Source organism: Aeromonas sp. 604443, from assembly GCF_049170315.1.
Taxonomy (GTDB): Bacteria; Pseudomonadota; Gammaproteobacteria; order Enterobacterales; family Aeromonadaceae; genus Aeromonas; species Aeromonas veronii_A.
The window spans coordinates 92,050-106,893 of sequence record NZ_JAAKMI010000010.1 but is presented as its reverse complement, the minus strand read 5'-3'; the positions used below and the strand labels follow the sequence as shown (position 1 = coordinate 106,893).

Annotated in this window: 13 protein-coding genes; 11 read left to right on the top strand and 2 right to left on the bottom strand. The window is 59.4% G+C overall.

All coding sequences use genetic code 11. The annotated features are described in order from the left end of the window. The first annotated feature begins 4 nt into the window (after window positions 1-4). From murD to mutT, 11 genes are all read left to right on the top strand, one after another. The gene (murD, locus tag G5380_RS14405) at window positions 5-1,288 is read left to right on the top strand and encodes a UDP-N-acetylmuramoyl-L-alanine--D-glutamate ligase (protein WP_421206673.1); all 1,284 of its coding nucleotides are present in this window, start codon (window positions 5-7) and stop codon (window positions 1,286-1,288) included. After that, window positions 1,285-2,466, top strand: a complete 1,182-nt coding sequence (gene ftsW / locus G5380_RS14400; RefSeq protein ID WP_005341699.1) for a cell division protein FtsW — start codon at window positions 1,285-1,287, stop codon at window positions 2,464-2,466. The genes murD and ftsW overlap by 4 nt, the downstream gene beginning before the upstream one ends. Then, window positions 2,466-3,548, top strand: coding sequence for an undecaprenyldiphospho-muramoylpentapeptide beta-N-acetylglucosaminyltransferase (gene murG, locus G5380_RS14395; protein WP_216952208.1), 1,083 nt, complete (start codon window positions 2,466-2,468; stop codon window positions 3,546-3,548). The genes ftsW and murG overlap by 1 nt, the downstream gene beginning before the upstream one ends. A 111-nt stretch (window positions 3,549-3,659) precedes the next feature. Continuing rightward, window positions 3,660-5,114 (top strand): UDP-N-acetylmuramate--L-alanine ligase, encoded by a 1,455-nt coding sequence (gene murC / locus G5380_RS14390; RefSeq protein WP_216952207.1) that lies wholly within the window; start codon window positions 3,660-3,662, stop codon window positions 5,112-5,114. Between the two features lie 97 nt (window positions 5,115-5,211). Then, window positions 5,212-5,964: a cell division protein FtsQ/DivIB gene (locus tag G5380_RS14385; protein WP_216952206.1), complete on the top strand. Its 753-nt coding sequence runs from the start codon at window positions 5,212-5,214 to the stop codon at window positions 5,962-5,964. After that, window positions 5,945-7,204, top strand: a complete 1,260-nt coding sequence (ftsA, locus tag G5380_RS14380; protein ID WP_005336148.1) for a cell division protein FtsA — start codon at window positions 5,945-5,947, stop codon at window positions 7,202-7,204. Before G5380_RS14385 ends, ftsA begins: the two co-directional genes overlap by 20 nt. A 39-nt stretch (window positions 7,205-7,243) precedes the next feature. Next, entirely contained in the window at window positions 7,244-8,395 is a 1,152-nt protein-coding gene (gene ftsZ, locus G5380_RS14375) for a cell division protein FtsZ (protein WP_005336147.1), read from the top strand. Window positions 8,396-8,494: 99 nt separating this feature from the next. Continuing rightward, a complete protein-coding gene (lpxC, locus tag G5380_RS14370; protein WP_005336146.1) occupies window positions 8,495-9,418 on the top strand; it encodes a UDP-3-O-acyl-N-acetylglucosamine deacetylase in 924 nt (307 codons plus the stop codon). Window positions 9,419-9,558: 140 nt separating this feature from the next. Beyond that, window positions 9,559-10,464: a peptidoglycan DD-metalloendopeptidase family protein gene (locus G5380_RS14365; protein WP_257124209.1), complete on the top strand. Its 906-nt coding sequence runs from the start codon at window positions 9,559-9,561 to the stop codon at window positions 10,462-10,464. Window positions 10,465-10,524: 60 nt separating this feature from the next. After that, the gene (gene secA, locus G5380_RS14360) at window positions 10,525-13,245 is read left to right on the top strand and encodes a preprotein translocase subunit SecA (RefSeq protein ID WP_421209460.1); all 2,721 of its coding nucleotides are present in this window, start codon (window positions 10,525-10,527) and stop codon (window positions 13,243-13,245) included. 185 nt (window positions 13,246-13,430) lie between these two features. Continuing rightward, the gene (gene mutT / locus G5380_RS14355; protein ID WP_257124211.1) at window positions 13,431-13,835 is read left to right on the top strand and encodes an 8-oxo-dGTP diphosphatase MutT; all 405 of its coding nucleotides are present in this window, start codon (window positions 13,431-13,433) and stop codon (window positions 13,833-13,835) included. A gap of 75 nt (window positions 13,836-13,910) precedes the next feature. On the opposite strand, the gene yacG is transcribed toward mutT, so the two are convergent. Together yacG and zapD are read right to left on the bottom strand one after the other, a co-directional pair. Continuing rightward, window positions 13,911-14,105, bottom strand: a complete 195-nt coding sequence (gene yacG / locus G5380_RS14350; RefSeq protein ID WP_216952204.1) for a DNA gyrase inhibitor YacG — start codon at window positions 14,103-14,105, stop codon at window positions 13,911-13,913. A 9-nt stretch (window positions 14,106-14,114) separates the two neighbouring features. Continuing rightward, entirely contained in the window at window positions 14,115-14,837 is a 723-nt protein-coding gene (gene zapD / locus G5380_RS14345) for a cell division protein ZapD (RefSeq protein WP_216952203.1), read from the bottom strand. Between the last annotated feature and the right edge of the window lie 7 nt (window positions 14,838-14,844).

Genomic DNA, 14,844 nt, shown 5'->3' with positions numbered 1-14,844 from the left:
GGCCATGGTCATCGTTATCGGACTCGGCAAAACCGGACTCTCCTGCGTCGACTACTTCCTCGGCCGTGGTGTCACCCCACTGGTGATGGACACTCGCGCCAACCCGCCCGGCAAGGATCAACTACCTGCCGAGGTGGAACTCATTTACGGGCTGGATGGTGAGCGACTCAAACAGGCGCATATGATCGTCGCGAGCCCGGGCATTGCCCTGGCTACCCCTGAATTGAAAGCGGCTGCCGAATGTGGTGTGCAGATCGTCGGCGATATCGAGTTGTTCGTTCGCGAGACCGAGACACCGGTCATCGCCATCACAGGTTCCAATGGCAAGAGCACTGTCACGACCCTGGTGGGTGAGATGATTGCCGAAGCCGGGCTCAAGGTGGGCGTGGGCGGCAATATCGGTACGCCTGCGCTGGAGCTGCTCAAGCAGCCGATGGATCTCTGCGTACTGGAGCTATCCAGCTTCCAGTTGGAGACCACTCACAGCCTGCGTGCTGCCGCCTCTGTGGTGCTGAACCTCTCTGAAGATCACATGGATCGCTATCAGGGTATGGCCGACTACCGTGCCGCCAAGATGGAGATCCATCAGCACTCCAAACACATTCTGGTCAATCGCGACGATCCCCAGACTTTGCCCGATGTGGGTCAGGTGTGGCAGAGCTTCGGTCTTGACTGCAATGGCTATGGCCGCTGCCTGCTGGATGGCCGCTACTGGTTGACCCTGCACGGCGAGCCGCTGCTGGCGGTGGACGAGATGAAGATCGTCGGTGCCCACAATCAGGCCAACGCGCTGGCCGCCATGGCGCTGTGCGATGCGGTCGGCATTCCCCGCGCTGCCCAGCTCACCGTGCTGCGCCGCTTTGAAGGCTTGCCCCACCGTGCCCGTTTCGTGCGCGAAGTGAACGGGGTGCGCTGGATCAACGACTCCAAAGCCACCAACGTGGGAGCTACGCTAGCTGCCGTTGCCGGTGTGCGCGAGTCGGTCAAGGGGCGCCTGTTGCTGCTGGCCGGTGGTCAGGGCAAGGGGCAGGATTTTGGCCCGATCCAGGTGCTGCTGGGCAACCAGATCGATCACATGTACTGCTTCGGTCAGGATGCCGAGGTGCTGCTGGCGCTGGGTGAGCAGACCGAACGGGTGGCCGACCTGGCCGCTGCGGTTGCCAAGGCGGCTGCCGATGCCAAGCCCGGTGACTGGGTGCTGCTGGCGCCAGCCTGTGCCAGCCTCGATCAGTTCAAGTCGTTCGAGGTGCGTGGCGATCGCTTTACCGAGATGGTGATGGCGCTATGAATGCCCTTCGCGCAGCCGCAGGTCTGTTCCAGCGCTGGCTATTGCCGGCGCGCCCTGCCGGCCTCTATGACCGGCAGTTGGTGTTGCTGGCGCTCTCCCTGATGGCGGTCGGGGTGGTGATCGTGGCATCAGCCTCGATCCCGGAGGGGATCTCCCTGGGGGATGATCCCTTCATGTTTGTGAAGCGTCACGCCATGTTTCTGGTGATGGCGCTCGGTATCTCCTGGTTTGTGTTGCAGGTGCCGATGGCGCGCTGGCAGGAGTACAACGGACCCATGCTGTTGCTGGCCATTCTGCTGCTGGTACTGGTGCTGGTGGTCGGGCGCAATGTCAACGGTGCGGTGCGCTGGCTGCCACTGGGCCCCTTCAACCTGCAGCCGGCCGAGTTTGGCAAGCTGGCCCTATTCGTCTATCTGGCCGGTTATCTGGTGCGGCGTCAGAACGAGGTGCGTGAAGCCTGGCTTGGCTTCCTGAAGCCCTTGGCAGTATTCGGGGTGTTGGCGATCCTGTTGCTGCTGCAACCGGATCTGGGGTCGACCGTGGTGATGTTCGTCACCTCGTTCGGCATGCTGTTTCTGGCTGGCGCCAAACTGTGGCAGTTCATGATCCTTATCGGTGGCGGTCTTGGTGGGGTGATCATGCTGATCATCGTCGAGCCATACCGGATGCGTCGGGTGACCTCTTTTATGGATCCCTGGGCCGATCCGTTTGGCAGTGGCTACCAGTTGACCCAGTCGCTGATGGCGTTTGGCCGTGGCAGCTGGTTTGGCGAAGGGCTCGGCAACTCCATCCAGAAGATGGAGTACCTGCCGGAAGCGCATACCGACTTCGTGTTTGCGATCCTCGGCGAAGAGCTGGGTTACGTTGGGGTACTGGGCGCCCTGTGTCTCATCTTTGCGTTGGCGATCAAGGCGTTGAAGCTGGGGCATCGCGCCCTGCAAGCCGACCGCCTCTATGATGGCTATCTGGCTATCGGTATCGGCATCTGGTTCAGTTTCCAGACTTTCGTCAACGTTGGCGCAGCCAGCGGCATGATGCCGACCAAGGGGTTGACCCTGCCGCTGGTCAGTTACGGCGGCTCGAGTCTCATCATCATGACAGTGGCGGTGAGCATGTTGATTCGAATCGATTTTGAGTTGCGTCAGGCGACTGCCCAGGCGCGGGTGCGGGAGGTTTAGTGAGCAAGACGCTGTTGGTGATGGCAGGTGGTACCGGGGGGCATGTCTTTCCCGGTCTGGCCGTGGCCGATCGACTGAGGGAGCAGGGCTGGACTGTCCACTGGCTGGGGACGGCGGACCGGATGGAGGCGGAGCTGGTGCCCGCCCATGGTTATCCCATCTCCTTCATCGATATTCAGGGGGTGCGTGGCAACGGCATCAAGCGACTGCTGATGGCGCCCTATCGCATCGTCAAATCAATCTTGCAGGCGCGTCAGGTGCTCAAGACTGTTCGCCCGGATGTGGTGCTCGGTATGGGGGGCTTTGCCTCCGGTCCGGGGGGAGTGGCTGCCTGGTTCTCCGGCATCCCGTTGCTGCTCCATGAGCAGAATGCTGCTGCAGGCATGACCAACAAGCTGCTGGCGCGTATTGCCAAGCGGGTGCTGATGGCATTTCCGGGCGCCTTCGCGCCGAGCCGCCGTACCGCCGTGGTAGGCAATCCGGTGCGTCCCGAAGTGGTCGCCCTGCCGGATCCGCAGCTTCGCAGCGAAGCCGAGCCGCTGCATCTGCTGATCGTCGGTGGCAGCCTGGGTGCCCGGGTGCTCAACCAGCAGGTACCCGCTGCGGTGGCGGCGGCTGGTGTGCCTATCGAGGTGCGTCACCAGTGTGGCAAGGGCAATGCCGAGACAGTGTCTGCTGCCTATGCCCAGCACGGCATCAATGCCGAGGTGAGTGAATTTATCAAGGATATGGCCGGCGCCTATGCCTGGGCCGATCTGGTTGTCTGCCGGGCGGGAGCCCTGACGGTATCCGAGGTGGCCGCCGCCGGGGTGGCAGCCATTTTCGTCCCGCTGCCCCATGCAGTGGATGATCACCAGACCCGTAACGCTCTGACTCTGGTCGACGGTGGTGCGGCCGAATTCCTGCCCCAGTCCGAGCTGACCACCACCTCGCTGGCGGCGCGCCTCTCCTGGCTGGCTGGCCGCAGGGAGACCCTGTTTAGCATGGCTCAGGCCGCCCGTCGCGTTGCCATTACCGATGCGGCCGAGCGGGTTGCTGATGAGTGCAAGCGGCTCGCCAGTGGGCAGAGTGGTAAAGATTAATGAGCAAGGTTGCAGTGGTGACTCCGTGCAGCCTTGTACCTGTATGTATTGATGCCGCTGTGCAGCCGAGCTTTGACGGTACATGGCCTGCGGCAGACTAAAGAGATGATTATGACCAAGGTTGAACTGGCAAAACTGCGTACTGTTATCCCCGAAATGCGCCGCGTGCGTCGCATCCATTTTATCGGTATCGGTGGTGCCGGTATGGGCGGGATCGCCGAAGTACTTGCCAACGAAGGGTATCAGGTAACGGGTTCTGATCTGGCTCGCAATGCGGTGACCGAGCGGCTTGAGGCTCTGGGCGCCCATATCTTTACTGGCCACAACGCCGAGCACGTCAACGGCGCCAGCGTGGTGGTGGTTTCTACTGCCATCAAGCAGGACAACCCGGAGTTGCTGGCTGCCCGCGAACTGCGGATCCCGGTAGTACGGCGTGCTGAGATGCTGGCCGAGCTGATGCGTTTCCGGCACGGTATCGCCATTGCCGGTACCCACGGCAAGACCACCACCACCAGTCTGGTGGCGAGCATCTATGCCGAAGCCGATCGCGACCCGACCTTCGTCATCGGTGGCCTGCTCAACAGTGCCGGCACCAATGCCCGCTTGGGAAGCAGCCGCTACCTGATTGCCGAAGCGGACGAGAGCGACGCCTCTTTCCTGCATCTGCAACCGATGGTCTCTATCGTGACCAACATCGAAGCGGATCACATGGACACCTACGGCGGTGACTTCTCCAGGCTGAAGGCCACCTTCATCGAGTTTCTGCACAATCTGCCCTTCTACGGACTGGCGGTGGTCTGCATCGATGATCCGGTGATCCGTGGCATGTTGCCGGAGATTGCCCGCCCGACCCTGACCTACGGTCTCTCTGAAGACGCTGACGTGCAGGTACTGGATTTTGTCCAGACCAACAACCACAGCCGCTTCCGGGTGCGCCGCAAAGAGGCGGGTGAACTGCAGGTCACCCTTAATTTGCCGGGCATTCACAACGCCTTGAACGCCGCCGCGGCGATTGCTGTCGCGACGGAAGACGGTGTCAGCGACGAGGCCATCATCTCTGCGCTGGCCAAGTTTGAAGGTGTCGGCCGTCGCTTCCAGCAGTATGGCGAGTTCGAAACTGGTCGTGGCAAGGCGATGCTGGTGGACGATTACGGCCACCACCCGAGCGAAGTGAAGGTCACTATCAATGCCGCCCGTGCCGGTTGGCCCGAGAAGCGTCTGGTGATGGTGTTCCAGCCGCACCGTTATACCCGCACCCGCGACCTCTACGAGGACTTCGCCGATGTGCTCTCCAAGGTAGACGTGCTGGTGATGCTGGAGGTTTATGCTGCCGGTGAGGAGCCGATCCCGGGCGCTGATGGACGGGCACTGTGCCGCTCCATTCGCTCGCGCGGCAACCTGGAACCCATCTTCGTCGCTACACCGGATGACGTGCCAGCCGTGCTGGCCGACCTGATTGGCGAGGGGGATTTGGTGCTGACTCAAGGCGCCGGGAACGTCGGGGCACTGGCCCGTCGTCTTGGCGAGATGAAATTGAGCATAGATAGCATGAAATCTGGTGCCTGAGGGCCCAATGAGTATTTTGACCGCCAAGCCGGGGCCTATATAATGGCGAACCGGTCTGTCAAAGGCCGGTTTAGCGCGTTACACGGGGATCGAACGGGTGGAGGCAAGGGCACAGGGGCGCACCAAGGGTGGCTTCATCGCAGGGGTGATGTTTTTCCTGCTGGTGATATGGGGCTGCTACCGGACGGCGCTGGATGTTAAAGATTGGCTGACGGATGCCAATCGGTTGCCCATGAGCGAATTGTTGCTGCAAGGGCAACATCAGTATCTGGAGACGGAGGAGCTGCGGTTAGCGGTACTGGATGGTGCCGAATTACGCAACTTCTTCGAGTTGGATGTCAATGAATTGCAGGCAAGGCTCAATGCCTTGCCATGGGTGGCCTCGGTATCGGTACGCAAGAAGTGGCCGAACAAGATCAAGGTCTACCTGACGGAACAGGACGTAGCGGCGCGCTGGAACGGCAACCGCTTCGTCAACACCAAGGGCAAGGTGTTCAGCGCCCCGGATCGGGTCAAGACGCCGCTGATGCAGTTGTCGGGGCCGGATGACCAGGCCGCCATGGTGTTGAAAGAGAGTCGGCAGTACGAGTCGCAACTGGCTGCCAAGGGATACAAGTTGCTGGGAGTGAATCTGACTCCCCGCCATGCCTGGGAGCTGACCCTGGATGGCAATATCAAGCTGTTTCTGGGTCGCAACGACATAGCGCTCAGGTTGCAGCGATTTATCGATGCCTTCCCGGTTATCGAACCCCGTTCGCAGGTTGCGTATGTGGATCTTCGATACGATACCGGTGTGGCAGTTGGCTGGAAGAAGAGCGAAGAGAAAGTGCATGACCAACACCGCAGATAGGAATTTGATTGTCGGACTGGATATCGGCACAACCAAGGTGGCGGTTCTGGTCGGGGAAGTATTGCCGGACGGTGAGCTGAACGTCATCGGTATGGGCAGTCACGCCTCCCGCGGGATGGAGAAGGGTGGGGTCAACGATCTCGACTCCGTGGTCAAGTCATTGCGCCGTGCGGTGGAAGAGGCCGAGATGATGGCCGACTGCCAGATCAGCTCGGTTTATCTGGGTTTGTCCGGCAAGCATATCGACTGCCGCAACGAGACCGGCATGGTGCCCATCTCCGATGAGGAGGTGACCCAGGAGGATGTGGACAACGTGATCCACACCGCCAAGTCGGTTCGCCTCTCCGACGAGCTGCGTGTGCTGCACGTGCTGCCCCAGGAGTTTGCGATCGACTATCAGGAAGGGATCAAGAATCCGGTCGGCCTCTCCGGCGTGCGGATGGCGGCCAAGGTTCACCTGATCACCTGCCACAACGACATGGCTCGCAACATCGAGAAGTGTGTGGAGAAGGTCGGTTTGCGCGTGGATCAACTGATCTTCTCCGCGCTGGCCTCCAGCTATGCCGTATTGACCGAAGACGAGAAAGAGCTGGGTGTCTGCGTGGTGGATATCGGTGGCGGTACCATGGATATGTCGCTGTTTACCGGCGGTGCCCTGCGCCACACCAAGGTGATCCCGTATGCTGGCAGCACTGTGACCAGCGACATCGCCTACGCCTTCGGCACGCCGCCGCTCGACGCGGAAGCGATCAAGGTGCGTTACGGTTGCGCCCTCGGTCGTCTGGTCAGCAAGGAAGACAATATTGAAGTACCCAGTGTCGGTGGTCGCCCGGCGCGCAGCCTGCAACGGCAGACACTGGCTGAAGTGATTGAGCCCCGTTACACCGAGTTGCTCTCCATGGTGAATGATGAGCTGGTGCGGGTACAAAGCGAGTTGAAAGCGCAGGGGGTCAAGCATCAGCTGGCAGCCGGTGTGGTCTTGACCGGCGGCGCTGCCCAGATTGAAGGTATTGTGGAGTGTGCAGAGCAGATCTTCCAGAGCCAGGTCCGGGTGGGAGAGCCCATGAACATACGTGGTTTGAGTGATTACGTGCAGGCACCGGTGTACTCGACTGCGGTCGGGTTGCTGCAATATGGCCGCACCCATCAAGCCACAGGTAGCAACAAAGAATATGCCGCCAAGGCAAGCGTCGGTGGCCTGGTCAAACGGGTTAGCAACTGGCTGCGTGGCGAGTTCTAAGAATTTTGCTGAGTCAGGCAAATAAAGCGGAGAGACAACATGTTTGAATTTATGGATAGCCACACTGACGAAGCCGTCATTAAAGTGATCGGTGTAGGTGGCGGCGGCGGTAACGCTGTCGAGCACATGGTTCGTCAAAATATTGAGGGTGTTGAGTTCATTACCGTCAACACCGATGCCCAGGCACTGCGTAACTCCAGCGCCAACACTACCCTGCAGATCGGCGGTGGCATCACCAAGGGTCTGGGTGCCGGCGCCAATCCGGAAGTTGGTCGTGATGCGGCCATGGAAGATCGCGAAGCACTGCGTGAGCTGCTGACCGGTTCCGACATGGTGTTCATCGCCGCCGGTATGGGTGGTGGTACCGGTACCGGTGCTGCGCCGATCGTGGCCGAAGTGGCCCGCGAGATGGGCATCCTGACCGTTGCTGTGGTGACCAAGCCGTTCTCCTTTGAAGGGAAGAAGCGGATGGGCTTCGCTGCGCACGGTATCGAAGAGCTCTCCAAAAATGTTGACTCCCTGATCACCATCCCCAACGACAAGTTGCTGAAGGTGCTGGGTCGCGGTATCTCCCTGCTGGATGCCTTCAAGGCGGCCAACGATGTACTGCTTGGCGCGGTACAGGGCATTGCCGAGCTGATCACCCGTCCGGGTTTGATCAACGTCGACTTCGCGGACGTGCGTACCGTGATGCGTGAAATGGGTACCGCCATGATGGGTACCGGTTCCGCCTCTGGTGATGACCGTGCCGAAGAAGCGGCCGAGAAAGCCATCTCCAGCCCGCTGCTGGAAGATGTGGATCTGGCCGGTGCCCGTGGCATCCTGGTCAACATCACCGCCGGTATGGACATGACCATCGAAGAGTTCGAAACCGTGGGTAACGCGGTCAAGGCCTTCGCTTCCGAGAACGCCACTGTAGTTGTGGGTACCGTAATCGATCCGGAAATGCACGACGAACTGCGTGTGACCGTGGTTGCTACCGGTATCGGTGCCGAGCGCAAGCCGGACATCACTTTGGTCAAGAGCAGCCAGGTGCAAGAGCGCCCGGTGCGTCAGCCGCTGGTTAGCGACATGATGCAAGGCCGCGTGATGGATGAAGCCCCGGCCAAGGTGGTCAACGCCGAGCCGCAAGCTCGTCGTGAACCGGATTACCTGGATATTCCGGCGTTCCTGCGCAAGCAAGCTGACTAAGCCTCTTATGGCTCTCGTTTGTTTGTTGTTCAAGGAATGTGCTAAGATGGCCTGCCAACGACCATCTGGTCCGGATTTTAAGCTGTTTAGGGTACACCCATGATTAGACAAAGAACCTTGAAAACGAGTGTACAGGCGACTGGTGTCGGCCTGCATTCGGGCCGGAAAGTCACCATGACGTTCCGTCCGGCACCTGTGAACACAGGGATCGTTTACTTGCGTACCGACCTGAATCCTGTGGTGGAGCTGCCAGCCAATGCCGATCAGGTGCGCGATACCGTGCTCTGTACCGCTCTGGTCAACGAAGCCGGTGTCCGTGTCTCTACCATTGAGCACCTCTCCGCTGCGCTGGCCGGGATGGGGATCGACAACCTCTACGTTGAGGTTGACGCGCCCGAGATCCCGGTGATGGATGGCAGTGCGCATCCCTTTATCTACCTGTTGCAGGAAGTCGGGATCCGTGAGCAGAATGCTGCCAAGCAGTTTGTGCGGATCAAGAAGAGCATCCGGGTTGAAGACGGCGACAAGTGGGCGGAATTCCACCCCTATCGCAACGGCTTCAAGATGGATCTCGAGATCGATTTCCAGCATCCGGTCTTTGAAGGGCGCAATCAGCGTTGCGTACTGGACTTCTCCGGTGCCTCCTTCGTGAAAGAGATCAGCCGTGCCCGTACCTTCGGGTTCATGCGTGATATCGAGTACCTGCGTTCCCAGAACCTGGCGCTGGGCGGAAGCCTGGAAAACGCCGTGGTACTGGACGACTATCGGGTGCTGAACGAAGACGGTTTGCGTTATGAGGACGAGTTCGTCAAGCACAAGATGCTGGACGCGATCGGTGACCTCTATATGTGTAACCGCAGCATCATCGGTGAGTTCCGTGCCTACAAGACCGGACATGCCCTGAACAACAAGCTGCTGCGTGCCTTGCTGGCCGAGCAGGAGGCTTGGGAACTGGTGACCTTCGAGGGTGAGGGCGACAAAGCGCCTATCGCTTACTACGATAACGGTCTGGTTCTGGCCTGATAGCTGTGCAACGGAACGTCGGTCCTCTCTCCGCACCGACGTTCCGTCATTTGTTTACTCCATCCTTTAATACCGATTATCTCCCGGTTTTATTTCCCGTGCAGGCTCCTGGCCGCACCTGACCGAGCAGACTGATTTCTATGAGCATTACCCTGATCCTCCACGGCAAGCAGCGACGCAAGTTGCACCTGCCCAAACAACGTCTGGCATGGGTCGGCGGTATTGTTTTCTCCCTGTTGGCCCTTGGTGGTGGCTGGCTCTGGCAGAGTTGGCACCAGAAAATGGAGGCGCTGGAAGTAGCGCTGGCCATGGCCGAACAGCGCTCCGCCGAGCAGAGCGGTGACGAAGCGCGCGAACAGCTGGCCATGTTGGCTGCTCAGGTGGGCACCATGCAGGGGCAGCTGGGTCGTATCAATGCCCTTGGCGAGCGACTGACCGAACAGGCCGACCTCGATCCCGACGAGTTCAATTTCAAAGAGCTGCCCCCCATGGGCGGTCCCTCTTACGATGAAGATCTGGAAGTGAGCCTCAACGAGCTGCAGGCTTCGATGAAACACCTCAGCCAGCAGCTCAGCAGCCGCGAAGAGCAGCTGTCGGTACTTGAATCTTTCATCATGAATCACCATATCACCGATGCCGGTTTTATTTCCGGCACGCCAGTCAAACAAGAGCGAGTTTGGGTCTCATCCGGCTTTGGCGGACGGGTCGATCCGTTCAATGGGCGTGCCAAGATGCATAAAGGGGTCGATTTCCGTGGCAAACCCGGAACCCCGATTCTGGCCACCGGGCCCGGCATTGTCAGCTGGGCCGGCCGTCATCCGGAATTTGGCAATATGGTGGAGATTAATCACGGCAATGGTCTGGTCACCCGCTATGCCCACAACTCCAGGTTGCTGGTCGAGGTGGGCACCCTGGTTGATCAGGGGCAGAAAATTGCCTTGATGGGGCGCACCGGTCGCGCGACCGGGGTCCATTTGCATTACGAAGTGTTGAAAGATGGTCGTCAGGTCAACCCCGCACGCTTTCTCAGTGCCAGCCGGGGTTAGGTTTTTTTCTTCAGGTTCCAGTGACGGAACGCTTTATATAACCAGAAATAGTTGGTACCCATGATTAGCACACTGCTTACCAAGATTATCGGCAGCCGGAACGACAGAACGCTCAAGGCTTTGCGCAAAATTGTAAAACAGATCAATGCCATGGAGCCGCAGTTCGAGGCTCTCTCCGATGCCGAGTTGCAGGCCAAAACGGCTGAATATCGTCAGCGTATCGAGCAGGGTGAGACTCTGGAGCAGTTGCTGCCGGAAGCGTTCGCGACCGTGCGTGAAGCCTCCAAGCGGGTGTTTGGCATGCGTCACTTCGATGTGCAGCTGATCGGCGGCATGGTGCTGAACTCCAACCGCATCGCGGAAATGAAAACCGGTGAAGGTAAGACCCTGACCGCAACCCTGCCAGCTTACCTGAATGCCCTGAGCGGTCGTGGCGTCCACGTGGTGACGGTAAACGACTACCTGGCCAAACGTGATGCGGAGGCGAACCGCCCGCTGTTCGCCTTCCTCGGCATGACCGTTGCGTGCAATGTGCCCGGCATGGATGCGTCCCAGAAGCGTGACGCCTACGCCGCCGACATCACCTACGGTACCAATAACGAATTCGGTTTCGACTACCTGCGCGACAACATGGCGTTCTCGCCGGAGCAACGGGTACAGCGTCCGCTCAACTACGCGCTGGTGGATGAGGTTGACTCGGTGCTTATCGATGAAGCTCGTACCCCGCTGATTATCTCAGGCCCGGCCGAAGACAGCTCCGAGCTCTATATTCGTGTCAACAAGCTGATCCCCTTGCTGGTCAAGCAGGACAAGGAAGATACCGAAGAGTACACCGGTGACGGTCACTACACGGTAGACGAGAAGAACCGTCAGGCGCTGCTGACCGAAAACGGCCAGATCTTCGTGGAAGAGCTGCTCAAGAAAGAGGGGCTGCTGGATGAGAACGATTCCCTGTTCTCCGCCTCCAACATCAGTCTGTTGCACCACGTGAACGCCGGTCTGCGTGCTCATACCCTGTTCGAGCGCAACGTGGACTACATCGTCCAGAAAGACGAGATCGTCATCGTCGATGAGCACACCGGTCGTACCATGCCGGGTCGTCGCTGGTCTGATGGTCTGCATCAGGCCGTTGAAGCGAAGGAAGGGGTGAAGATCCAGAACGAGAACCAGACGCTGGCCTCCATCACCTTCCAGAACTACTTCCGTCTCTACAACAAGCTGGCGGGGATGACAGGTACTGCGGATACAGAAGCCTTTGAATTCCAGCAGATTTATGGCCTGGATACCGTGGTTATCCCGACCAACAAGCCGATGGTGCGCAAGGACATGGGCGATCTGGTCTACCTGACCGCCAACGAGAAGTATGCCGCCATCATCGAAGATATCCGTCAGTGCGTGGCCAAGGGCCAGCCTGTACTGGTTGGTACTGTCTCTATCGAGAACTCCGAGCTGCTCTCCGGCATCCTGACCAAGGAGAAGATCCCGCACAAGGTGCTGAACGCCAAGTTCCACGCCATGGAAGCGGAGATCGTTGCCCAGGCCGGTCAGACTGGCGCGGTCACTATCGCCACCAACATGGCCGGTCGTGGTACCGACATCGTGTTGGGCGGCAACTGGCAGGCTGAGATTGCCAAGCTGGAGAACCCGACCAGCGAGCAGATTGCCGAGCTGAAAGCCGCCTGGCAGGTGCGTCACGATGCGGTGCTGGCCGCCGGTGGTCTGCACATTATCGGTACCGAGCGTCACGAGTCCCGCCGTATCGATAACCAGCTGCGCGGCCGTTCCGGTCGTCAGGGTGACCCGGGCTCCTCCCGTTTCTACCTCTCCATGGAAGATACTCTGATGCGGATCTTCGCCTCCGATCGCGTCACCGGCATGATGAAGAAGCTGGGCATGGAAGAGGGCGAAGCCATCGAACACCCCTGGGTCACCAAGGCGATCGAAAATGCCCAGCGCAAGGTGGAAGGTCGCAACTTCGACATCCGCAAGAGCTTGCTGGAGTTTGACGACGTGGCCAACGACCAGCGCAAGGTAGTGTACGAGCAGCGTAACGAGTTGCTGGATACCAACGATATCTCCGAGACCATCCACGTTATCCGTGATGATGTCTACGGCAGCGTGATTGACGAGTACATCCCGCCCCAGTCTCTGGAAGAGATGTGGGATGTGCCGGGTCTGGAAGCGCGCCTGAAGGCAGACTTTGCGCTGGATCTGCCGCTGCAGCAGTGGCTGGCGGAAGATGACAAGCTGTATGAAGAGAAGCTGCGCGAGCGCATTCTGGACGAAGCCACCAAGCTCTATGCCCACAAGGAGGAGCTGGTTGGCAAAGAGGTGCTACGCAACTTCGAGAAGGCAGTGATGCTGCAAACTCTGGATGGTCTGTGGAAAGAGCATCTGGCGGCCATGGATCACCTGCGTCAGGGCATCCATCTGCGCGGCTACGCCCAGAAGAACCCCAAGCAGGAGTACAAGCGCGAATCCTTCGATCTGTTCACCCAGATGCTGGAAACCCTCAAGCGCGACGTGGTCAGCATCCTGAGCCGTGTTCAGGTGCAGGAGCGCGATGTGGAAGCGATGGAAGAGCAGCAGCGCCAGCAGGCGGAAGCCGCTCCCCGTACCTACACCCATGCCGCGGCTGAGAGCCAGCTGGCCGATGAACAGGCCGCAGGTGAAGAGGGCCACACCACCTTCGTGCGCGATGAGCAGAAGGTTGGTCGCAACGATCCCTGCCCGTGCGGTTCAGGCAAGAAATACAAGCATTGCCACGGTCAGTTGACCTGATCGATGCAGTGCTATGACAAGGCGGGCCCGGTGCCCGCCTTGTTTTTGTCAGAGGGTGGCGACGTCACTGTGGTGGCGCCATCTGACCAAGGGTTATCGGATATCAGGCATCATCGGCCGTTCATCCAGCCGGAGGTTGGGCACATTGAACGGCCTGGTCAGCCATAGCGTACAAAGGTAACAAGATGGAACAGAAAAAGCGGATCTGGGTAGCGGTTGGCGTCATCGAGAATGAACAGGGCGATATCTTTATCGCCAGACGCTCCTCCGATCGCCATCAGGGGGATCGCTGGGAGTTTCCAGGTGGCAAGGTCGAGTCGGGCGAGGATCTTCTCACCGCACTGGATCGGGAGCTGTGGGAAGAGATCGGCATCCGGGTGCAGGATTGTGCCCCTTTCATGGAGCTGCAGCACGACTACCCCGAGAAGCAGGTGTTGCTGGATATCTGGAAGGTGACCCGTTTCAGCGGCGAGCCGTTCGGCAAAGAGGGGCAGGAGTGTCTATGGGTGCCGGTGTCCGAGCTGCACAACTACCACTTTCCCGATGCCAACGGTCCGATTGTCGCGCGGCTTCAAGGCCTGCTGGCTTGAACCGGTTGCAACAACAAGCATCAAAAAAGGGCCCATCGGCCCTTTTTTATTTTATAGCGGAGAGTGACCAGGGGCTTATAGCCACTGATCGCCCTCTTCCTGCTCTGGCAGCAGATCCGGGTTGATCTCCCCGGGTATCCGTTTCTCTTCATCAGCCCACTCGCCGAGATCGATCAACTGGCAGCGTTTGCTGCAGAAAGGTCGGAACGGACTCTGCGAGCCCCACTCCACTTCGCTCTGGCAGGTCGGACACTTTACCTTGGTGACCATAAGTACTCCTTAGCAGCAGGCGAGCTGGAATGGCACATCGCCAATCTGCTGCTCGCCCGTAGGCAGGAAGCGCAGGGCAAAACGATTCTTGTGGCCGCTCAGGGTCGGGTAGCAGAACAGATTGCCCGGCAGCTTGATGCGGATCAGCTCGGCGCTTTCGGCGGTGTCCTGGAAGAAGCCGTTGGTCGCCACCTGCTCGCTGAAGCTGCCCGATTCACGCCACAGACGCAGCAACAGGGTGATGGCGTTCATCAGCAGGGTGATGTCGCTAAGCCAGCCCTGCATCTGCTGGTGACGGGTGATGGCCGGGGTTCCGAGCCAGTGGTGCAGCTGGGGCACGTCGAAGGCACACAGACCACCCGGGATGGAGAAGCGCTGGCGAATGGAACCGAGCAGACGATCCTCTTTCAGGCGGGCTCCCGGGCGTGGCGAGTTGAGCAGGTTGCGGGAGAGCTGGCTGCTCTCTTGCTGCATCTGTTTGATCTGCTCCAGATCGACGTCGGGCAGGCTGGCCCAGTGGCTCAGACGTTGGCCGAGACGCTCCAGATCCTTGATAAGGTCAGCGCGCAAGTCACCACGCTCCAGCAGCTCCTGCAGATCGAACAGCCCTTTGAAGAAGGCGATATGGGCCCAGGATTGCTCGCTCTCCAGATTGTCGCGAATTTGGGAAAACAGGGACTCCAGACGCAGGTAGGTCCGGCTTTTTTCATTGAGGGGAAAATCGTAAATCATGCCTAAT

Bases quoted from the DNA above. Each gene is read 5' to 3' on its own strand.
- murD (WP_421206673.1), top strand. From the start codon at position 5: ATGGTCATCGTTATCGGACTCGGCAAAACCGGACTCTCCTGCGTCGAC.
- ftsW (WP_005341699.1), top strand. From the start codon at position 1,285: ATGAATGCCCTTCGCGCAGCCGCAGGTCTGTTCCAGCGCTGGCTATTG.
- murC (WP_216952207.1), top strand. From the start codon at position 3,660: ATGACCAAGGTTGAACTGGCAAAACTGCGTACTGTTATCCCCGAAATG.
- ftsA (WP_005336148.1), top strand. From the start codon at position 5,945: ATGACCAACACCGCAGATAGGAATTTGATTGTCGGACTGGATATCGGC.
- ftsZ (WP_005336147.1), top strand. From the start codon at position 7,244: ATGTTTGAATTTATGGATAGCCACACTGACGAAGCCGTCATTAAAGTG.
- lpxC (WP_005336146.1), top strand. From the start codon at position 8,495: ATGATTAGACAAAGAACCTTGAAAACGAGTGTACAGGCGACTGGTGTC.
- G5380_RS14365 (WP_257124209.1), top strand. From the start codon at position 9,559: ATGAGCATTACCCTGATCCTCCACGGCAAGCAGCGACGCAAGTTGCAC.
- secA (WP_421209460.1), top strand. From the start codon at position 10,525: ATGATTAGCACACTGCTTACCAAGATTATCGGCAGCCGGAACGACAGA.
- mutT (WP_257124211.1), top strand. From the start codon at position 13,431: ATGGAACAGAAAAAGCGGATCTGGGTAGCGGTTGGCGTCATCGAGAAT.
- yacG (WP_216952204.1), bottom strand. From the start codon at position 14,105: ATGGTCACCAAGGTAAAGTGTCCGACCTGCCAGAGCGAAGTGGAGTGG.
- zapD (WP_216952203.1), bottom strand. From the start codon at position 14,837: ATGATTTACGATTTTCCCCTCAATGAAAAAAGCCGGACCTACCTGCGT.